Source organism: Anaerotignum sp. (genome assembly GCF_017483025.1).
Classification (GTDB): domain Bacteria; phylum Bacillota; class Clostridia; order Lachnospirales; family Anaerotignaceae; genus Anaerotignum_A.
Window position 1 is genome coordinate 1 of the sequence record NZ_JAFUMA010000016.1, and the last position, 19928, is coordinate 19928.

The following is a 19928-nucleotide window of genomic DNA, read 5'->3' on the forward strand; positions in this document are numbered from 1 at the left end:
CATCTACGAAATTATAATCATCGTACAGATCGATATCACCCAGAGTCTTACAGGGAACACATGATTCGTTGGCGATGGCACCTACGATATCCTTCGCTCGGATTTTGTTTTTCTTACCTGCGTTGATGAAAAGACGAACCATTTTTTCGCCTTCGCCGCCATAAATTTCTGTACCGCCCAGGTTGATATCATCCAGTGCATCGATATCATCGGTATTGACGTCGGACAGGTGGTTTTTTAAGAGAGCCGCAGCAATATCGATGCTGGTATAATCTTCTTCCAACAGACGGTCTACCAGATTGATATATTTTGTCAGGTGACCTTCATCAATGATGCCTTTGATTTTTTCCAGGAAGATGTTTGTTTTCATTTCTTCCACATCGCTCAAAGTAGGCAGTTTCTGCTGCTGGATTTTTGTTTTTGTATAACGCATGATATCACGCAGCTTGTAGATTTCCTTGCCCACGCAGAAGGTGAACGCCTTACCGGATTTGCCTGCGCGGCCTGTACGACCGATACGGTGTACGTAATATTCTTCATCCTGAGGAACGTCATAGTTGAATACTACATCGATATCGTCAACGTCGATACCTCTGGCAGCAACGTCTGTGGCAACCAGAATTTCGATGGTGCCATTGCGGAATTTCTGCATTACCTTGTCACGCTGGGGCTGTTTCAGGTCGCCATGCAGACCTTCGGCAAAATAGCCGCGACCCTGCAGCATTTCTACCAGGTCGTCCACGCGTTTCTTTGTGTTACAGAAAACCATCGCCAGATTGGGGTCGTATACGTCGATGATACGAGTCAGGGCATCCAGTTTTGTTTTTTCCTTTACGTCGAAGTAATACTGTTCGATGCTGGGTACTGTCAGCTCCTTACGAACGATTTTAATGAATTCGGGGTCTCTCTGGAAACGTTTTGTGATATCCAGGATTTCGGGAGACAGGGTAGCAGAGAAGAGCAGCGTCTGGTGGTCTTCGGGAATTTTTACCAGAATGGTTTCGATATCTTCACGGAAGCCCATATCCAGCATTTCATCTGCTTCGTCCAGAACCATCATCTGCACGGTTTCTGCTTTGATGGTACGTCTGCGCATATGATCCATAACACGGCCGGGTGTACCGATGATGACCTGTGTGCCTTTTTTCAGGGCTGCAATCTGTCTGTCGATAGGCTGGCCGCCGTAAATAGGCAGGACACGAATGTTTTCTTTGTATTTCAGCAGCTTGCGGAATTCTTCGCTTACCTGGATCGCCAGTTCTCTTGTAGGGCACAGGATCAGCGCCTGCAGGCGTCTGTCATCGGGATCGATGCGTTCCAGCAGAGGGATGCCGAAAGCGGCAGTTTTCCCTGTACCTGTCTGGGACTGACCGATGATATCCTTGCCTTCCAGAATGACGGGGATGGCCTGGGACTGAATGGGTGTGGCTTCTTCGAAGCCCATATCCAGCACGGCACGGAGGATCTCGTTAGAAATATTCATGTCTTCAAATTTGATGTGTTCCATTGTTTCTTCCTTTCTTTTCTTCGCTTTTTGATTTTGGCAAAGCCGAAGAAAACAACGAAAAACAAACCTCTTATATAGGGCGATTTGCCCTGTGAACGCATATCGCAGTATCGTTAATACCGATATTTTTCTTCGACTTCTATATAGTTTGGCGCTTTCGCAAAGCATGATTCCTTTTTCGGAATATGTTGAAACCCTATTAAAGCGCATTTCTCCGGCAAAAAAGCCGCAGACTTTTATATTATCAGGAATAATCGGAAATTGCAAGAAGTAATTGGAGAAACTGAGCTTTCCTGTATGCCTTTTCTTTTTCAGAGGAATATGGTATGATTATAAAAAGAACGTGAAAGGGGGTCACGGTATGGAACAGATTTTCTATTATTTCGGGGCTGAATTGGAATATATGCTGCGGATGGTCATTGCGGCGATTTGCGGCGGCATCATCGGCTATGAAAGAAGCCGCAGGAGAAAGGAAGCAGGTCTGCGCACCCATATCATCGTTGCGGTAGGCTCTGCTCTTCTGATGATCGTGTCTAAATATGGCTTTGTGGATGTATTGGAAATTCCCGGCATGCGGGCGGATGCTTCCAGAGTGGCATCGAATGTTATCACAGGCATTTCCTTCCTGGGGGCAGGCGTGATCTTCGTCAGGGATGCATCCATCAAAGGCCTGACGACAGCAGCGGGCCTGTGGTCTATGGCAGGGGTTGGTCTGGCCATTGGCGCAGGGATGTATGCTGTTGGTATTTTCGCCACGGTGCTTATCATGGTCATCCAGATTTTTACCCACGGCAACCTGAAAAAACTGGATGGGCCTATTTATGAGACATTTTCAATCACCTATGAAAATATGCCCCATGGGCTGGAACAGTTGAAACAGCAATTGAAGGAGCGGAACATCATCATCCACCATATCCAGATGGAGAAAAGAGACGATGGCAGTGTAAAGGTGACGCTGGATGTAAGCCGTGAGCATGCCATCACCTGTTCTGACCTTTCCGATATTTTTGCCGATGATGAACGGATCAAGAGTTTTAAGCTATAAAAAATCAAAGAGACGTATTTCTTGAAGGAGAAGTGCGTCTCTTTTTTGTATGTTTTCGGAAAATCCCGCCATACTAACCAAAAGCATTTGGAAAGGCGGGGTAAAATGGATATTTATATCAAGCCTGTGGAAAAAGCCCAGATCGTACAGAAAAAAGATGTACTCCTGCGAGATATCGCTGAGGTCTTTATCGGCGGACAAACGGCGGGGGAGGCGGAAAAACTGGTGGTATTCCGTGTGCCGGAGGATAAGAAAAAAACATATCTCCTTTCGGTGGTGGATCTGATCAAGGTTCTGAATCAGAAATGGCCCGATGCGACGATTTGCAATGTAGGGGAAATGGATATCCTCATCGAATATCTGCCGCGGAGGGAGGCACGCAGTTCTCTCTGGCTGTGGACGAAGGTGGCTTTCGTTTCTTTGGTGCTTTTCGTTGGTGCAGCGACGACAATCATGTGTTTCCACTCCGATACGCAAGTGCCGTTGGTCTTTGAAAATATGTATTACATGTTTTTTGGTGAAAATAAAGAGATTCCGAAGCTGCTTTCCATTCCCTACAGCATCGGCCTGGGGTTGGGTATCATCGTATTCTTCAATCATTTCACCAAAATTTCTCTGACCCAGGACCCGACACCTATCGAGATAGAAATGACGACCTACGAGAAGGAAACAAATGCCAGCGTGATTGATTATCTGAATCGGCGCAAAGGAGGCGCATAAGATGGCGCGGTCTATATTTCTTATCTTTTTTGGCATTTCTTCCGGGGTTCTGGTGGCAGCAGGGACTTTCGCCTTTATCGCTGCTATTGGTATTGTGCCCCGTATGGCGAAGCGGACCCAGACCCAGAGACACATCCGCATTTATGAGGATGCCATTACTTTAGGCGGTGTTTTTGGTACAACGGCTATGTTTATGGATTATCGTTTTCCTGATGTCCCCTTTTTAGTGGGGGTGTATGCCCTTTGTACCGGCATTTTTGTAGGCGTGCTGGCGATGGCGCTGACAGAGGTGCTGAACGTTGTTCCTATCATGCTGCGGCGGACAAGGCTGACAAAGGGTCTGCAATGGCTGATTCTAGCCTTTGCCTTGGGAAAGGTGTTTGGCTCTCTGGCTTATTTTTTGATAGACGGATTTTATGTGTTATAAAGTCATAAAGGAGTGAATCATTTGGATACATCGAAAAAAGCACAGCAGGAATATGACAAGATGGTGAAAAAGGCTTCACCTAACAGTCCGATTTTGACGAACTGTCTGAAAGCCTTTGTTTCCGGCGGTATCATTTGCATCATTGGGCAGTTATTATTGAATTTTTACACAGGGAGAGGAATTTCCAAGGATGATGCGGGCCTTTGGGTTTCCATTACATTGGTTGGAATTTCCGCATTGTTAACAGCTTTAGGTCTGTATGAAAAGCTGGGGAAATTCTGCGGGGCGGGTACCATTGTGCCCATCACGGGTTTTGCCAATTCTGTAGTTTCTCCTGCTATGGAATTCAAAAAAGAAGGCATGGTTTTCGGCATGGCGGCGAAAATGTTCATCGTTGCAGGGCCTGTTATCGTTTATGGCACGCTGACGTCGATGTTGGTCGGATTGGTATACTACTTTGTGAAATAGAGGTGAAAAGATGAGCAAAAAAATCGGGAAACAAACGGTACGGCTGGCGGAAGGAGTGGTCATCCTTTCTGCGGCATCTACCGTAGGGCCGAAGGAGGCGGAAGGGCCCTTGGGCAAATATTTTGACCAAAAGGTAGAGGACCCCTTTTTCGGGGAAAAGACATGGGAACTGGCGGAAAGCAAATTTGTAGAGAAAAATATGGAGCTGGCGGTGCAAAAGGCGAACCTGAAGCCAAAAGATATCGATTATGTTTTGTGTGGTGATTTGTTGAATCAATGTACTGGTTCTACCTTTGGTATCAAAAACCTGAATATTCCCTTCTTCGGGTTGTTTGGTGCCTGCTCTACCATGGGAGAATCCATGAGTTTGGGGGCGATGTTGGTGGATGGCGGCTTTGCAAATCATGTGCTGACAGGGGCTTCCAGCCATTTCTGTGCGGCAGAAAAACAGTTCCGCTTCCCTCTGCCATTGGGGACGCAACGCCCCCCTACGGCCACCTGGACAGTGACTGGGGATGGTGCGGTTGTCCTTGCAAGAAAAGGGGATGGACCGAAAATCACGGAAATCACTACGGGAAAAATTGTAGATATGGGCGTGACCGACGCCAATAACATGGGCGCAGCCATGGCGCCTGCGGCGGCAGACCTATTAAAAACTCACTTTGAAGATACAGGCAGAACGCCTCAGGATTATGATGTCATCGCCACAGGTGACCTAGGGACAGTCGGCAGAGAACTGGTGGTTGAATTGATGAAAAGAGAAGGATACAACATGGATAGCCGATATACAGACTGTGGCATCGAGATTTTCGATGATAAAACCCAGGATACCCACGCCGGGGGCAGCGGCTGCGCCTGCTCTGCCGTGACATTCTGCGGTTATTTTTACCCCAAATTGCTCTCAGGAGAAATCAAACGGATGCTGTTTATTCCCACGGGGGCGCTGATGAGCCCTACGTCTTCTCAGCAGGGACAGCCTATCCCTGGTATCGCCCATGGGCTTGTGATCGAGGGCTGCAAAAAGGGGGCGAAATGATATGGCAGAGATTCTGAAGGCCTTTCTGGTGGGTGGCATCATCTGTGTCATCGGGCAGATTCTGATCGATAAAACGAAGCTGATGTCTGGCCGTATTCTGGTGCTGTATGTCTGTCTGGGGTGCATCTTAGGGGGCCTGGGTATCTATAAAAAAATTGAAGAATTTGGCGGAGCAGGAGCAACGGTTCCTTTGACGGGTTTCGGTTTCCGCCTGGCGGAAGGCGTTATGAAAGAAGTGGACAGCGCAGGTTTTCTTGGCATTTTTACCGGTGGCATGAAGGCGGCGGCAGCGGGTGTTACAGCGGCAGTATTTTTTGCTTTTCTGGCGGCGCTGTTTGCCAATCCCAAAGAGAAATAAAGCGGAATATTTTTATTTTGCTGCGATATGAAGAAATGCCGTCAAATCAATGGTTTTTGGAAAATCCTTTCTGAATAATCCCTAAAAATTTCCATGGAAGTTTATGTATTATTTCGTGTACAATTTGAAAAAAGTATGCTATAATTAACTCAACAAATAAATATTGAAGTAAGGAAGTGGAACCCATGCACAGCGCTATTGGGTCCCGCAAGGATTTCAGCAACATGGATGAAGATCAGCTGCTGGCAGAGTACAAGGATTGTCTGGAAGGAATTCTGGACCATGAACAGGTTCTTAAACTGGACCTGCACACACAGCATTGCAATACAAGCAGACTTCAGCATAGTATAAATGTATCCTATTACAGCTTTCTGATTTGCTACAAGATGGGTTGGGATTATCGTTCCGCAGCTAGAGCAGGCTTACTGCATGATTTATATTTTTATGATTGGCGGGTTAAAAAATACATTCGTACCAGCCACTCTTCTTGGCATCCTCGCATCGCTCTTTGCAATGCGAAGAAGATCACAGAGCTGAATAAAGTAGAAATTGATGCGATTGAAAAGCATATGTGGCCTTGTACACCTGTACCTCCCCGCTATATCGAATCCTATGTTATCACATTCGTAGACAAAATCTGCGCGGTTTGCGAATTTACAGAACGTAAATATGCACAGATCGCGGAGAATTTCAGAAGAAAAAGAAGCTTTGCTTCCTGATCCTTGCAGGACGAATTTGGACGGCACCTTTACAATTTCATACGCAAAGAAAAGAGTTCAATAAAAGTGAATATAAAAAAGACACTGCATTTGCAGTGTCTTTTTTTATCAGCCATTCTGTCTGGGATAAACCATATTTTCTTCCTTGATGCAGGAAAGCACTTCATCCACAAATTTCTGACATTCGATTTTTGTGATACCCAGATTGTGATCCAGATAGTTGCCGCACATTTCGGCTTTCGCAGCGGGGATCTCACCTTTGAAATCTGCCATATACTGATAGCATTCCTTCATGATTTCAGCCACATCTGTGCTTTCCAGATCGCCTTTGAAGATCACGTACATACCTGTACGGCAGCCCATGGGGCCAACGTAGATGGTTTTTTCGCCCCAAACGGGGTGTTCGCGCAGGAAAATTGCCATCAGGTGTTCGATGGTATGCATCACGGAAGTATCCATCACCATTTCGCGGTTGGGTTCTTTCATGCGTACGTCAAAGGTTGTCAAAATGCCGTTGCCGACAGTATCTTTTCTGGAAACATAGATGCCGCGCAGCAGCAGATTATGATCGATGCCAAAGCTTGTTACGTCCATTTTTTTCATCCTTTCAAATAAAAATATGAATTTTTCTGTTCTTCATTTTACTAGGTATGCCTTCGAATTGCAAGAGGTTGTATTTCATACTGTATACCTGTGGAATTTTGTTGCAGGATGTCCAAAAGTTGGCTATAATGTACAGAAATAAACACAACAGAAAGAGGGTAATCTTAATGGGTAGAATTTTGACAAGAGACGAAGCATGGGAACTGCTGAAAGAATATAATAAAGAACCTTTCCACCTGCGCCATGGGGAAACCGTGGAGGGCGTTATGCGCTATCTGGCACAGGAACTGGGCTATGGCGATGAAGTGGATTTCTGGGGCAACGTAGGTCTGCTGCACGATCTGGATTTCGAGCAGTGGCCTGATCAGCACTGCATCAAAGTGCAGGAATTGATGAAGGAAAAGGATATCGATGAACGCATTATCCATGCCGTAGCCAGCCATGGTTATGGTATTTGCTGTGATGTAGAACCTGTGCATGAAATGGAAAAAGTGCTTTTTGCCGTAGATGAGCTGACAGGCCTGATCGGCGCGGCTGCTCTGATGCGTCCTTCCAAGAGTGTAAAGGATATGGAAGTAAAATCCATTAAAAAGAAATTCAAAGACAAACATTTCGCTGCAGGCTGCGATCGTGAGATTATCAAAACAGGTGCAGAACGTCTTGGCTGGGAACTGGATGAACTGATGCAGAAAACATTGGACGGCATGAAAGCTGATGAAAGAAACGATTAAATAAAAAATAAAAGACCTTTGGTTTTCCAAGGGTCTTTTTCTTTTACAGCTTTATCATGTCATCGATCATGGAGCTGATTTTGTCTTTACTGATTTTTTCCATGATGGCTTTTTTTACGAATTCGTCTTTGCTGTAGCCAAATTCAGCGATATATTCTTCCAGCAGTGCGTAGGTTTCCTTGTCGATGGTGACGGAAAGCTTTTTCGTTGTGCTGGCGGGTTTCTTTGCAGTTGTTTTTCTGGTGGTGGTTTTCTTTTCTGCCATGGGGTCTTCACTCCTTCCGCAATGATTGTACCATAAATTTTGAAAAAGAAAAATATACCGTTATGATTTCGAAAAAAGAGAGCATACTAATTTTGCAACAAATTTGAGGAGGGAATAAACATGGAAAAATGTAATGAATGTATCAAATGTACAGTAGAACAGTGCAGATACCACCACGACACAAAAAATTACTGCACACTGGATTCTATTCAGGTTGGCACTCATGAAATGAATCCTACACAGGATCAGTGTACAGACTGTATGTCCTTTGCAGTGAAATAAGGATGGATGATGAAGAAGCGGGTATTTCCCAATGGCGGAGTATCCGCTTTTTCTTGCATAGGGACGATATCTTATCGTACAATAAAACAAAGAGGTGATGAGAAGATGAAATTGTATTTTGTGCGCCATGGCGAAACCGATATGAATGCCCGTAATATGTTCTATGGGTGGTACGATGCAGATATCAACGAAAAAGGCATTTCCCAGGCAGAGGAACTGCGGGAAGCTTTCAAGGATATCCCTATCGATGCCATTTATTCCAGCGATTTGAAACGGGCTTACCATACAGCAGAAATCATCGCCGACGGCAGACCCATCGAAATAACGTCCGATATTCGTGAATTATATTATGGCAAATGGGAAAACCGTACATGGGAGGATATGACGGAGGAAGACCGTGTGCTCCTGAAACAGTGGAGAACGGACTGGGAAAATTTGACCATGCCAGAAGGGGAATCCTTCATGGAGTTTTATACCCGTGTGACGACTGGTTTAGACCGCATCATCAAGGAAAACAAGGGGAAACACGTTCTTGTAGTGTCCCATAATGGTGCATTGAGTGCCATGCATTGCCATCTGACAGGTGCAGGCCCGAAAGGTTTCTGGAATTTCAATTCCAAGCAGGGGCATTACAGTGCTGTCTGGGTATCTGAAAAGAAACTGACCTATGATTGCTTCAATTATCCTGTCTGCAAAAAAGGGGAATGAGCATGGAAAAAGTATACATAGATATGGAGACCGGGAAAAAACCGCCCGTGATGGAGGGGAAGGAGATCATCCCGACAGGGAAGCAGTTCGATCCTTTCGTTATGACCTGCGAGGAAAATGGGTTCACTTCTCTCCAGAGAAAACGGAGTATTTATCTGATTTTCGAAGGGATGGTTCCTAAGGTTGATTTTTATCCTGTGCCTAGTCTGACTTTGTTCGCCCATGATGGCAGGAGCGGATATTATGCCCACGGCGGCAAGGGAATGATGGAAAGTCCTGTTTATTTTGTCTCCGAAAAACTGGAATGCTGGTATTTGGCTGAAAATTTCCGTAGTTTCGTGCAGATGGTGGTTTTCGAGCCAAATTGGAAAGAAATCATCACGGGAGAAAAAACGGAAATCAATGAAACAAAAGAGGAACTGACGGCTTTCGGTATGCTGTTTGGTTTGTCTGTTTCAGAAGAAAAACTTTCGAAAAAAATTCATCGGGAGCCTGCTTTTCAAATCTTTAAAAATATCGAAAAAGCGCGGGAAAAAGTGTTTGTCCTGTGAGGACATGTGGCCTTAAAACCATTGATTTTATCATAAAAACACATATTTCAAAAAATTTTTTCTTTGTAAAGGAAAAATACTTGACAATGGGTGTTTTGTCTGATAGTATATTCAAGGTGATTGTAAAGTAGTTATCCTTTACAGGAGGCAGGAAAGAAATGGATGATATTTTGCAGCTGACTTTGCTCTATGATTTTTACGGCGAATTGCTGACAGAAAAACAGAAGCAGGTCTACGAAATGCATTATCAGAATGACCTTTCTCTCACGGAGATCGGTGAGGAATTGTCCATCAGCCGACAGGCTGTCCGCGATCAGCTCAAGAGAACGGAAAAGATCCTGCAGGACTACGAGGAGAAGCTTCAGCTGGTTTCCCGTTTTCAGGCGCAGAAAAAAGCTGTACAGGAAATGAAGCACATCATGGAGGGCATGGAAAAGAAAAATCCAGATGCTTCCGTGGTGAAGGCCATCTCTAAAATGAAAAAGATCGCTGAGGACATCCTGTCCTGAAAGGAGGTTGCGGTCCATGGCATTTGAAAATCTTTCTAATAAGCTGCAGGAAGTATTCAAGCAGCTCAGAAGCAAAGGTGTGCTGACAGAAGCAGACGTAAAGGCTGCCATGCGTGAAGTAAAGATCGCACTTCTGGAGGCCGATGTCAACTTTAAGATCGTAAAAGAATTCATCAAAAAAGTAACAGAACGTGCCGTAGGTACGGAAGTGCTGCAGGGGCTGAACCCCGGTCAGCAGGTGATCAAGATCGTAAACGAAGAACTGATCGCGCTGATGGGTTCCACACAGGCTCAGCTGACATTTTCCAGAAAGCCTCCTACCGTTTTCATGATGGTAGGTCTGCAGGGTGCAGGTAAGACAACGACCAGTGGTAAGCTGGCAGGTCAGCTGCGCAAGCAGGGCAGAAATCCTCTGCTGGTAGCCTGCGACGTTTACAGACCTGCTGCGATCAAACAGCTGCAGGTTGTTGGGAAGAATTACAACATTCCCGTATTCGAAATGGGCACAGAAGTGAGCCCTGTGGAAATTTCCAAGAAAGCGCTGGAATACGCAGCCCAACAGCATCATGACACGATCCTGATCGATACGGCAGGTCGACTGCACATCAACGAAGAGCTGATGCAGGAACTGCAGGATATCAAGGCGGCAGTCAGACCTCAGGAAATCCTGCTGGTTGTAGACGCAATGACAGGTCAGGATGCGGTAACGGTTGCAGAAAGCTTTGACGGCCAGTTGGGTGTGGATGGTATCATCCTGACAAAGCTGGACGGTGACGCCAGAGGCGGTGCTGCTCTTTCCGTCAGAAGCGTAACAAACAAACCCATCAAATACATCGGTATGGGCGAAAAGATGGAAGACCTTGAGCCTTTCTATCCCGACCGTATGGCATCCAGAATTCTGGGCATGGGCGATGTGCTTTCCCTGATCGATAAGGTGCAGTCCAACATCGATGAACAGGAAGCCATCGAAATGGCGAAAAAAATGCGCGCCAACGATTTCACTCTGGAGGATTTCCTTTCCCAGATGCAGCAGATCAAAAAAATGGGCCCGCTGAAAGACCTGCTGGGCATGATGCCCGGTATCCCCGGTATGGGCAAGCTTGATCTGGATGCAGCGCTGAATGGGGTAGACCCTCAGAAGGAAATGGCGAAAACAGAAGCCATCATCCAGTCTATGACGAAGGAAGAAAGAGCAAATCCTTCCATTCTGAATGGCCCCAGAAAGAAACGTATTGCTGCAGGCTGCGGCCGCAGTATCGCTGACGTGAACCGTCTGCTGAAACACTTCGAAGAAATGAAGAAAATGATGAAGCAGATGAATAACATGACAAAAGGGAAGAAAAAAGGCAGAATGCCTTTCTTCCGCTAAAAAAGAAGCTTATTCCATCAGGAATTAAGAGATAAATCAACTAAGTAACCAATAAACAATTTTTTAAACATTTAGGAGGACAAAATCATGGCAGTAAGAATCAGACTGAAAAGACTGGGCGCAAAGAAAGCACCTTTTTACAGAATCGTTGTAGCAGATTCCAGAACATCCAGAAATGGTAAATCCATCGATGAAATCGGTATCTACGATCCTACAAAAGAACCCGCTGTACTGAAAGTAGACGCAGAAGCAGCTAACAAATGGCTGGCAAACGGCGCTCAGCCTTCCGATACAGTAAAAGCTCTGCTGAAAAAAGCTGGCGTGATCGGCGAATAATTCCTATTTAAGGGAGGCCGATTTATGAAAGAACTGTTAGAAGTCATTGCAAAAAGACTTGTGGAACATCCTGAGCAGGTAGTGGTTACAGAAACAGATAACGAACGTGCTCTGGTTCTGGAACTGAAGGTTGCTCCCGAGGACATGGGCAAAGTCATCGGCAAACAGGGCAGAATTGCAAAAGCGATCCGTACTGTTGTAAAAGCTGCTGGCATCCATGAAGACAAAAAAATCATCGTAGAAATCGTGCAGTAAGCATTAGCTACGATAAAAGCGGTGTGGTATTTACTGCCACACCGTATTTTTTTAGAAATAAACCGAATTCGAGAGGTAAAATAATGAAAGAATTTTTTGAAATCGGCAAAATCACAGGTACCCACGGCATCCGTGGCACCATGCGCGTTTTTCCTACTACAGAAGATCCTTCCCGTTTCGAAAAGCTGAAAGAGATCATTGTGGAGATCAGAGGAAAACAGGAGACCTTTCATATCAAGAAGGTGGCCTATCAGAAAAATATGATCCTGCTGACAGTCAAAGAAATTGACGATATCAACGTAGCAGAATTGTACAAAAACGGCAGAATTCTTATCCCCGATGCAGTTGCTATCCCTTTGGAAGAGGATGAATACTATACAAGAGACCTGTACGGCATGAAAGTTGTGACAGACGAGGGGGAAGAACTGGGCGAACTGGTGAAGATCTATGAAACAGGTGCAAATGATGTTTACGCCGTGAAAAAAGCGGAAGACAAAAAAGAACTGCTGATCCCTGCCATCAAGGACTGCATCCTAAAGGTAGATGTGAAAGCAGGCATCATGACAGTACATCTGCTGGAAGGACTGAGATAAATGAAGCAGTTTTTCGTATTGACTCTGTTCCCTGAAATGATCGAACAGACCCTTTCCCATAGCATCATGGGCAGAGCCCAGAAGGAAGGCCATATTTCCGTTGAAGCAGTGAATATCAGAGATTTTACGCTGAATAAGCATAAACACGTGGATGATTACCCCTATGGCGGCGGCGCAGGTCTGGTCATGCAGGGGCAGCCTATTTATGATGCCTACAAGAGCTTGATGCCCAGAGCAGAAGGAGCCCGCGTGGTTTTTATGACCCCGCAGGGCAGACCCTTTACCCAGCGCGTGGCGGAGGAACTGGCACAGGAAGAAAATCTGGTGTTCCTTTGCGGCCATTACGAAGGGATCGATGAACGCCTCATCGAGGAAATCGTGACGGATGAAATTTCCCTTGGTGATTTTGTTCTGACCGGCGGCGAACTGGCGGCTATCACCATTATTGATGCAGTGTCCCGTCTGGTGCCTGGTGTATTGGGCAAGGAGGAATCCTTCGAGGACGAAAGTTTCTCTGATGGTCTGCTGGAATATCCCCAGTATACCCGCCCTCCCGTATTCATGGGAAGGGAAGTGCCGGAGGTGCTGCTGAGCGGTCACCATGCCAATGTGGCAAAATGGCGCAGAGAACAGGCGTTACTCAGAACAGCAAAGAAACGCCCCGATTTGCTGAAAACAGCGGAGCTGACAAAAAAAGATCTGAAATTCCTGCAGGAACAGGGCATTGAAATTGAAAAAGAATAAAAATAAAAAGAAGGAACTGATGAAGATTCAGTTCCTTTTTATTGTTTTCTGGAAGGGAGCTTTCCGTTGGGGGAAAGGACCCGATATGCGATCTCCGCCATGGTCTCCTCGCTTTGCTGCATGCCATCCATCAGCCATTGGATATAGAGATTATATAACGCCCCGGCGAAGGCATAAGCCTTGCATCGCTTGAGAAAATCCGCCTTTGGGGGAAGAAAATAATCATCCATATAGCGATTCAGCCCATCCAGCAGGATGGAGGACAGATTCGCATCATGGAGGCAGAGGGCAAATCTACTGTACTGTCGGAAAAACTGGAAGCTATACAGGATTTGGTAGTAACCATGTCCTTTACCCAGATATCCTTCTTTCTCCCCTTCGGCGCGAAAACGGCGCACGATGGACTGGAGGTATTCTTCTAAAATATGTTGTTTGGAAGAAAAAGAGCGGTAATAACTCATGCGGGAAACGCCAGCTTTTTTGGTCAGCTCTGTAATGGAGATCTCCTCCAGGGGCTTCTTTTCCATCAGATCTATCAGGGCCTGGGCCAGATAAACGCCGGCAGTATCGGGCAGGGTTATACTTTTTTTCTTATACATGGGGATTCCTCCTGCGAGATGTTACAAAATACGACATTTTGTAAATTGTATCATAAATTTGTGAATGATACAATATTATGTGGTTATGAAAACCACTTTATTTCGTATGCAAAAAATTACCATGGAGGAGCTCAAAAATGAAAAAGATCCTTGTTGATTCCGGCTGCGACCTGATGTGTATCGAAAACATTGGGGAAGGCATCATGTATGACAGAGTGCCCCTGAAAATTCTGATGGGAGACAAAGAATTTGTCGATGATGAAAACCTGGATGTGGCGCAGATGATCGAAGAAATGTATGCATATCAGGGCAAAACAAGCTCTGCCTGCCCCAGCCCCGATGAATGGGCGGAACATTTCCGTGAAGCTGATGAAGCTTACGTAATGACTATCACAGGCACCCTTTCTGGCAGCCACAACAGCGCTATGGTGGCGAAGCATATGGTGGAGGAGGAAGACCCTACAAAGAAGATCTACGTGCTGGATACTCTTTCTGCAGGCATGGAAATGGCACTGCTGGTTGAGAAGCTCCATGAATTGCTGAAAGCAGGCACTCCTTTTGAAGAAGTATGCAAACAGATGGATGATTATTGTGAAAACCACACCAGATTGGTATTCGTTCTGTACAGCATCGAAAATCTGGTGAAAAATGGTCGTGTTTCCCGTATTGCAGGCATGGCAGCGGGCATCCTGGGGCTGAATGTGGTCGGCAGAGCCAGCGAAGTTGGCGAAATCGGCCCTATCGCAAAAACAAGAGGCAAAAAGAAAACAGCCAAGACAGTTTTGGATGAAATGGAACAGCAGGGCTATCATGGCGGCAAGGTCATCATTTCCCATTGCCAGAATCCCGATGGTGTGGAAATGATCAAAGAAATGATATCTGCAAAATATGACAATGTTATTTTTAAATCCATGGAAACAAGAGGTCTTTGCAGTTATTATGCGGAAAGAAACGGTATGAGGAGCGGCTACGAGGTGAACTAATATAAATAAAAAGAACCCGAAAGGGTTCTTTTTATTTGTTCATATTTCTGATGTGCATATAAACTGTGTTTTTGGAAATGCCAAGATGGTTGGCGATGGTGATAACGGAATCCTTCAGATTAAAGATACCTTTCTGATACAACAGAGCAATGATTTCTTTGTTTTTATTGGAAGAAGAGATCGCCAGATTGCTGTAAACGGCTTTCTTTGCGTCTTCCAGTGCATTCAGCATCAGCTCTTCTGCGTTATCTACGAAAATTTCGGAAATGTTATCTGTTTCTCCCTTTGCTGTGGGTGTGAAATTCTGCATCAGGGAAAGCAGAGAGGCATTCAGATAAAAGGTCATGCAGAACAGACCGATGACCCTTCCGTTTTCCCCTTCGATAGCGGAAATGGTTGCTTTGAAAGGTTCCCCGCGTTTGCCTTTGGCAAAATAGGTCACATAGCGGAATGAGGGGTCTGCAAGCATTTTGTTTACGAAGGCCAGAGTGACTTCGGAAATGGTCGCGCCTGCCTGTCTGCCGGAAAGGTGTCCGTTGATGATCTTTACAACGGAGGAATCCAGACGGGACAGATCATGGATAACGACTTCGCAATTTTCTCCCCAGAAATCTCCAAGACCGTCGGCAACATTCATATAGGATTCCAAAATCGCTTTATCTTTTTCGGTCAGAATGGTGATCGTATTTTCCATAGTGTACCTCCATGTAGGTTATTCACCGTAATAACAGCTGTTTTTATCTCTAGTTCCAATATTATACATGATTGACAAATGCTTTTGCAAGAGGATGGGGCTGTTTTTAGTGAAATTATGTGCTTTGAATGAAATTTTTTCATCTATTCATCGGTTTTTCGGTGAAAAAGTGAAGTCCTCGTTAAGGGGACGTTAAGAACAAATGTTTATGGCCTTCTTAACGGGAATTTAATGGTTTTGAATGAAAGGTTTTCTATAATATAAATGGATAAGCATGAAAAAGCATCGAAAGGGTGGGACAAGTGAGAAAAACTATGATTTGCGAAAAAAGGTACAGGATGAGCAGCATAGTGGATTGATTCTGAAATATTTCCTTCTGATCCATTCTGGCGAATGCGGCAAAGTCTATGGCGTAGAAGTGGAAAAATGGATGACAGAGGATTCTGCGAAAGCAATATGATCTATGGTATTTCTGAAAAAAGGAAAGATGTAGAAAAATTTATCGACAGATTATGGAGAGGGAATGCACTTCCCGTGGATATGGCGGCATTATATGATGATTTTGTCAGTGAAAGAGAATTGGAAGAGGAACAGAGTGCTGTCCTCACTGTTTGCTGATACAAAGAAGTCTTGGACTTAAAAGAGTCTGAGACTTTTTTTGTAGCAGACGCTGTGGGGGGAGATTGTTTTTTTGCAGGCGGATTAGGTATCATTTTTGTATGAATTGGTGAAAAATCATCGCAGAATGGGGAAGATTTCTCCAAATCGACAAAGGCAAAATGATTGCAAAAGCCTTTTGCGGCTTATATAATAAAAAAATGAACGAGAAATGTTTCATTATAATAGGATGAAAAAATAAAAAGATATTATTTTCAATCAGAACAAAAGAGAGGGGCAATCTATGAGCGACAAGGTTTCTGTACCCGAAATTTTCGGGATGAATGTGTTTAATGACGCGATGATGCGGGAACATCTCCCTAAAAAGGTATATGAAGAACTGAAAAATACGATTGAGCGGGGTGCATTGCTGAATTCCGAAATTGCGGATATCATTGCCAATGCCATGAAGGACTGGGCCATTGAACGGGGTGCTACCCATTATACCCACTGGTTTCAGCCTATGACAGGGATCACAGCAGAAAAACACGATTCCTTCCTGGCACCTCCTTCCAATGGCAAAGCGATCATGGAATTTTCCGGCAAGGAGCTGATCAAGGGCGAATCTGACGCATCTTCTTTCCCTTCTGGCGGCCTGCGTGCCACATTCGAAGCTCGCGGCTATACTGCATGGGACTGCACTTCTCCTGCCTTCCTGAGAGAAGACGCTGCCGGCATTACATTATATATCCCTACAGCCTTCTATTCCTACACAGGGGAAGCGCTGGATAAGAAAACACCTCTGCTGCGCTCCTGTGAAGCGGTCAGCAGACAGGCGATGCGAATCGTGCGCCTGTTTGGCAACGATAGAGCGAAAAAGATTACAGTCAGCTGCGGTGCAGAGCAGGAATATTTTCTGATCGATAAAGACTTGTACAAACAGAGAAAAGACCTGATTTTCACAGGTCGTACATTATTTGGCGCAGCTCCTCCCAAAGGGCAGGAGATGGACGACCACTATTTCGGCAGCATCAAGGAAAGAGTTGCCTGCTTCATGCATGAACTGAACGTGGAGCTGTGGAAGCTGGGTGTGCCTGCGAAAACACAGCACAATGAAGTTGCGCCTGCACAGCACGAACTGGCGCCTATCTTCGATGACTGCAACCAGGCGACAGACCATAACCAGTTGATCATGGAAGCCATGAAACGTATTGCCGGTCATCATAATCTGACATGTCTGCTCCATGAAAAGCCTTTTGCTGGTGTGAACGGCAGCGGCAAGCACGTCAATTGGTCTCTTTGTACCGATGACGGGCAGAATCTGCTGGATCCTGGTAAAACACCTCACGAAAATGCTCAGTTCCTGGTATTCCTTACAGCCATCATCAAAGGCGTGGATATGTACCCTGAACTGTTGAGATTGTCTGCTTCCAGCCCCGGCAATGACCATCGTCTGGGCTCTCAGGAAGCACCTCCTGCCATCATCTCCATCTTCCTTGGGGATCAGCTGCAGGATATTTTCGATCAGATCGAGCACGGCGAAGCGACCAGCAGCCTGCAGGGCGGCAGAATGCGTGTTGGCGTAAACACGCTGCCTGCGCTAAAAAAGGATGCAACAGACAGAAACAGAACCTCTCCCTTTGCTTTTACGGGGAATAAGTTCGAATTCCGTATGCCTCCTTCCTCAGGCTCCATTTCTGGCCCTAATTTTTCCTTGAATACCATCGTGGCAGAAGTGCTGAGAGAATTTGCTGATGAGTTGGAACAGGCAGAAGATCTGCATATTGCTGTTCATGAATTGATCCGCAGAACCTATGTGGAACACAAACGTATCATCTTCGACGGCAACGGCTATTCCGATGAATGGATCCAGGAAGCGGAACACAGAGGCCTGCCCAATATCACAAATTCTGTGGATGCAGTAGATGCTTTCCTTGATGATAAGGTGGTAGAGCTGTTCGGTAGACATGGTGTATTGAATAAACTGGAGCTGCAGTCCAGAGCGGAGATCAGATATGAAGCCTATGTGAAACAGATCAATATTGAAGCAAAGACGATGATCGATATGGCTTCCAAGCAGATCCGTCCTGCCGTTGTGAAATATGCCGGAGAAGTTGCTCGCTCTGTGGCAGCGCTGAAGGCGGTTGGCGTGGATGCTTCTGCAGAAGAAGAACTGCTGAACGACATCAATGCGAATGTGAAGCTGTTTCATGAAAAACTGAAACTTTTGACAGAGGTGACAGAGCAGGCCGGTATGCTGAAGGGCGACAGTAAGTCTCAAGCAATCTTCTATCGTGATTATGTATTCGAAACTATGAAGGAATTGAGAGAACCTGCGGATCGACTGGAAATGCTGGTGGATGAAAAGGCATGGCCTCTTCCTACATACGGTGAATTGTTGTTCAACATCTGATCATGTTGTAAGACAAAATAGAAATAATAAATAACAAACCCTCGTTTCTCCAAAAAGAATTTTGGCGGAAACGGGGGTTTTTTCGTGGTTTTAGCTTGTTTGACTTTCGGAACGCACTTGATTTATTTGTATGACAAAAGGCAAAATAAAGTAAAAGTGATGGGATTTTTGAGAAAAAAATAGAACATTCTAACAAAGAACTTACGAAATAAGCAACATTTTTAAAATTTTTGATGTCAGAAATTATGTATTTTTTTGGATACCAGAGAAAAAATATGTTAATTTTCTTGCAAGTGCAAAAAAGTTGCGTTATAATGTGTACATACAAGATGAATTGGTTTTGAAAAAAATATATAAAAATTTTTAGGAATATAGCGTTATTTTATTTAAATCTTCTATAAAAGCCTTTTTGTCATACTTGATTTATAAAAAATGCATAAATATGATGTATGAGAAAAAGAACGAAAGAAGCTTTTAGGAGGCGAAAAACATGGTAACAGATGACAAAAGAGTAAGAATCATCACAGGTCACTACGGCAGCGGCAAGACTGAGTTTGCAGTCAATTATGTAAAAAAGCTGCGTGAAAGCGTGGAAGGTAAGGTCGCTATTGCCGATTTGGATATCGTAAATGTTTATTTCCGTTCTCGTGAAAAGAAAGCGGAACTGGAAGAAAAGGGCATTCAGGTGATTGCATCCAATCTGGATACTGCGGTTGCCGATGTGCCTGCTGTTTCCGGCGCAATGACAATGCCTGTTATCAACAAGGAATATCAGTATGTGATCGACCTTGGCGGCAACGACGTTGGCACGCTGGTCCTGGGCAGGATCAAACCTGTTCTGGATCATTCCGAAACAGACTTCCTTATGGTAGTCAATGCATATCGCCCCAATACCTCTACACCTGAGGGCATCATCGAACAGATGGAAATTCTGGAATATGCTGCGGGGCTGAAAGTGACAGGCTTCGTCAATAACACAAACCTGGTAAGAGAAACGACAGTGGACTGTCTGCTCCACGGGGATGAGGTGTTGAAGGAAGTTACAAAACGCACAGGGGTTCCTGTGAAATACGTTGCTTATGTCAAAGAACTTTTGACAGAAGACGTACCCGAAGGACTTTCTGGGGAATTGTTCCCTATGGAGTTTAATATGAGAGAAACCTGGATGTAAATTCAAATATTTATGGAGGTGTATTTTGAATGGCAAAAGGTAAAGTAACTATCAATGAAGTAATCTGCAAGGGTTGCGGTCTTTGCGTTTCCGTTTGTCCTAAAAACGTTCTCGCGCTGTCCACAACAAAAATCAATCCCGCAGGTTACAATCCCGCAGAAATGGTAAGCGAAGATTGTATCGCATGCACAAGCTGTGCAAAAATGTGCCCTGACTGCGCGATCGTAGTTGAAAAACTGGACTAA

At 45.0% G+C, this 19928-nt stretch carries 28 protein-coding genes; 23 read left to right on the forward strand and 5 right to left on the reverse strand.

The features are described 5' to 3' along the window. The coding region (locus IJ369_RS01475; protein WP_290715179.1) for a DEAD/DEAH box helicase at nucleotides 1-1507 on the reverse strand (1507 nt) is incomplete at its 3' end. A 361-nt stretch (nucleotides 1508-1868) separates the two neighbouring features. On the opposite strand from IJ369_RS01475, the gene IJ369_RS01480 reads away from it, so the two are divergent. The 7 genes from IJ369_RS01480 (at nucleotide 1869) to IJ369_RS01510 (ending at nucleotide 6280) form a co-directional block, all read left to right on the forward strand. Continuing rightward, the gene (locus IJ369_RS01480; RefSeq protein WP_290715181.1) at nucleotides 1869-2552 is read left to right on the forward strand and encodes an MgtC/SapB family protein; all 684 of its coding nucleotides are present in this window, start codon (nucleotides 1869-1871) and stop codon (nucleotides 2550-2552) included. A 105-nt stretch (nucleotides 2553-2657) separates the two neighbouring features. Continuing rightward, nucleotides 2658-3272 carry a stage V sporulation protein AA gene (locus tag IJ369_RS01485; RefSeq protein ID WP_290715182.1) on the forward strand — a complete coding sequence of 205 codons (615 nt, stop codon included), beginning with the start codon at nucleotides 2658-2660 and terminating at the stop codon, nucleotides 3270-3272. A gap of 1 nt (nucleotide 3273) precedes the next feature. Further along, nucleotides 3274-3699, forward strand: a complete 426-nt coding sequence (locus IJ369_RS01490; protein ID WP_290715183.1) for a stage V sporulation protein AB — start codon at nucleotides 3274-3276, stop codon at nucleotides 3697-3699. 21 nt (nucleotides 3700-3720) lie between these two features. Further along, complete coding sequence (gene spoVAC, locus IJ369_RS01495; protein ID WP_290715184.1) at nucleotides 3721-4167, forward strand: stage V sporulation protein AC; 447 nt, start codon at nucleotides 3721-3723, stop codon at nucleotides 4165-4167. Nucleotides 4168-4177: 10 nt separating this feature from the next. Then, nucleotides 4178-5203, forward strand: a complete 1026-nt coding sequence (spoVAD, locus tag IJ369_RS01500) for a stage V sporulation protein AD (protein WP_290715185.1) — start codon at nucleotides 4178-4180, stop codon at nucleotides 5201-5203. Nucleotide 5204: 1 nt separating this feature from the next. Further along, nucleotides 5205-5561 carry a stage V sporulation protein AE gene (spoVAE, locus tag IJ369_RS01505; RefSeq protein WP_290715186.1) on the forward strand — a complete coding sequence of 119 codons (357 nt, stop codon included), beginning with the start codon at nucleotides 5205-5207 and terminating at the stop codon, nucleotides 5559-5561. Between the two features lie 224 nt (nucleotides 5562-5785). Next, nucleotides 5786-6280 carry a hydrolase gene (locus tag IJ369_RS01510; protein ID WP_290715187.1) on the forward strand — a complete coding sequence of 165 codons (495 nt, stop codon included), beginning with the start codon at nucleotides 5786-5788 and terminating at the stop codon, nucleotides 6278-6280. A gap of 108 nt (nucleotides 6281-6388) precedes the next feature. On the opposite strand, the gene IJ369_RS01515 is transcribed toward IJ369_RS01510, so the two are convergent. After that, nucleotides 6389-6874 carry an S-ribosylhomocysteine lyase gene (locus IJ369_RS01515; RefSeq protein ID WP_330612884.1) on the reverse strand — a complete coding sequence of 162 codons (486 nt, stop codon included), beginning with the start codon at nucleotides 6872-6874 and terminating at the stop codon, nucleotides 6389-6391. A gap of 176 nt (nucleotides 6875-7050) precedes the next feature. On the opposite strand from IJ369_RS01515, the gene IJ369_RS01520 reads away from it, so the two are divergent. Further along, nucleotides 7051-7614, forward strand: a complete 564-nt coding sequence (locus IJ369_RS01520) for a hydrolase (RefSeq protein WP_290715190.1) — start codon at nucleotides 7051-7053, stop codon at nucleotides 7612-7614. A 43-nt stretch (nucleotides 7615-7657) separates the two neighbouring features. On the opposite strand, the gene IJ369_RS01525 is transcribed toward IJ369_RS01520, so the two are convergent. Next, on the reverse strand, nucleotides 7658-7879 hold the full coding sequence (locus IJ369_RS01525) for a hypothetical protein (protein WP_290715191.1): 222 nt from the start codon (nucleotides 7877-7879) through the stop codon (nucleotides 7658-7660). Nucleotides 7880-7999: 120 nt separating this feature from the next. Between IJ369_RS01525 and IJ369_RS01530 the strand changes: the two genes are divergently transcribed. From IJ369_RS01530 to trmD, 9 genes are all read left to right on the forward strand, one after another. After that, nucleotides 8000-8161, forward strand: a complete 162-nt coding sequence (locus IJ369_RS01530; protein ID WP_290715193.1) for a DUF1540 domain-containing protein — start codon at nucleotides 8000-8002, stop codon at nucleotides 8159-8161. Between the two features lie 105 nt (nucleotides 8162-8266). Then, on the forward strand, nucleotides 8267-8869 hold the full coding sequence (gene cobC, locus IJ369_RS01535; RefSeq protein WP_290715195.1) for an alpha-ribazole phosphatase: 603 nt from the start codon (nucleotides 8267-8269) through the stop codon (nucleotides 8867-8869). A gap of 2 nt (nucleotides 8870-8871) precedes the next feature. Then, the gene (locus IJ369_RS01540) at nucleotides 8872-9420 is read left to right on the forward strand and encodes a hypothetical protein (protein WP_290715196.1); all 549 of its coding nucleotides are present in this window, start codon (nucleotides 8872-8874) and stop codon (nucleotides 9418-9420) included. Between the two features lie 158 nt (nucleotides 9421-9578). Next, nucleotides 9579-9929 (forward strand): YlxM family DNA-binding protein, encoded by a 351-nt coding sequence (gene ylxM / locus IJ369_RS01545; RefSeq protein WP_290715197.1) that lies wholly within the window; start codon nucleotides 9579-9581, stop codon nucleotides 9927-9929. Between the two features lie 16 nt (nucleotides 9930-9945). Beyond that, the gene (gene ffh / locus IJ369_RS01550; RefSeq protein ID WP_290715198.1) at nucleotides 9946-11298 is read left to right on the forward strand and encodes a signal recognition particle protein; all 1353 of its coding nucleotides are present in this window, start codon (nucleotides 9946-9948) and stop codon (nucleotides 11296-11298) included. A gap of 87 nt (nucleotides 11299-11385) precedes the next feature. Further along, complete coding sequence (gene rpsP, locus IJ369_RS01555) at nucleotides 11386-11634, forward strand: 30S ribosomal protein S16 (protein ID WP_290715199.1); 249 nt, start codon at nucleotides 11386-11388, stop codon at nucleotides 11632-11634. Between the two features lie 24 nt (nucleotides 11635-11658). After that, nucleotides 11659-11889: a KH domain-containing protein gene (locus IJ369_RS01560; RefSeq protein WP_290715201.1), complete on the forward strand. Its 231-nt coding sequence runs from the start codon at nucleotides 11659-11661 to the stop codon at nucleotides 11887-11889. Between the two features lie 83 nt (nucleotides 11890-11972). Next, nucleotides 11973-12482, forward strand: a complete 510-nt coding sequence (gene rimM, locus IJ369_RS01565) for a ribosome maturation factor RimM (protein ID WP_290715203.1) — start codon at nucleotides 11973-11975, stop codon at nucleotides 12480-12482. Next, nucleotides 12483-13226 (forward strand): tRNA (guanosine(37)-N1)-methyltransferase TrmD, encoded by a 744-nt coding sequence (trmD, locus tag IJ369_RS01570; protein ID WP_290715205.1) that lies wholly within the window; start codon nucleotides 12483-12485, stop codon nucleotides 13224-13226. 38 nt (nucleotides 13227-13264) lie between these two features. On the opposite strand, the gene IJ369_RS01575 is transcribed toward trmD, so the two are convergent. Beyond that, on the reverse strand, nucleotides 13265-13825 hold the full coding sequence (locus tag IJ369_RS01575) for a TetR/AcrR family transcriptional regulator (protein ID WP_290715208.1): 561 nt from the start codon (nucleotides 13823-13825) through the stop codon (nucleotides 13265-13267). A 137-nt stretch (nucleotides 13826-13962) separates the two neighbouring features. On the opposite strand from IJ369_RS01575, the gene IJ369_RS01580 reads away from it, so the two are divergent. Continuing rightward, complete coding sequence (locus IJ369_RS01580; protein WP_290715210.1) at nucleotides 13963-14808, forward strand: DegV family protein; 846 nt, start codon at nucleotides 13963-13965, stop codon at nucleotides 14806-14808. 31 nt (nucleotides 14809-14839) lie between these two features. On the opposite strand, the gene IJ369_RS01585 is transcribed toward IJ369_RS01580, so the two are convergent. Further along, nucleotides 14840-15502 carry a helix-turn-helix transcriptional regulator gene (locus IJ369_RS01585; RefSeq protein ID WP_290715212.1) on the reverse strand — a complete coding sequence of 221 codons (663 nt, stop codon included), beginning with the start codon at nucleotides 15500-15502 and terminating at the stop codon, nucleotides 14840-14842. 274 nt (nucleotides 15503-15776) lie between these two features. Here IJ369_RS01585 and IJ369_RS01590 point away from each other — a divergent pair, with 274 nt between their 5' ends. From IJ369_RS01590 to IJ369_RS01610, 5 genes are all read left to right on the forward strand, one after another. Continuing rightward, a complete protein-coding gene (locus tag IJ369_RS01590) occupies nucleotides 15777-15962 on the forward strand; it encodes a hypothetical protein (protein ID WP_290715215.1) in 186 nt (61 codons plus the stop codon). Continuing rightward, nucleotides 15929-16120, forward strand: a complete 192-nt coding sequence (locus IJ369_RS01595) for a DUF6514 family protein (RefSeq protein ID WP_290715218.1) — start codon at nucleotides 15929-15931, stop codon at nucleotides 16118-16120. The genes IJ369_RS01590 and IJ369_RS01595 overlap by 34 nt, the downstream gene beginning before the upstream one ends. 283 nt (nucleotides 16121-16403) lie before the next feature. Next, nucleotides 16404-18512 carry a glutamine synthetase III family protein gene (locus tag IJ369_RS01600; RefSeq protein WP_290715221.1) on the forward strand — a complete coding sequence of 703 codons (2109 nt, stop codon included), beginning with the start codon at nucleotides 16404-16406 and terminating at the stop codon, nucleotides 18510-18512. A 490-nt stretch (nucleotides 18513-19002) separates the two neighbouring features. Further along, the gene (locus tag IJ369_RS01605) at nucleotides 19003-19683 is read left to right on the forward strand and encodes an ATP-binding protein (RefSeq protein ID WP_290715223.1); all 681 of its coding nucleotides are present in this window, start codon (nucleotides 19003-19005) and stop codon (nucleotides 19681-19683) included. 29 nt (nucleotides 19684-19712) lie between these two features. Continuing rightward, a complete protein-coding gene (locus IJ369_RS01610; RefSeq protein WP_290715225.1) occupies nucleotides 19713-19928 on the forward strand; it encodes a 4Fe-4S dicluster domain-containing protein in 216 nt (71 codons plus the stop codon).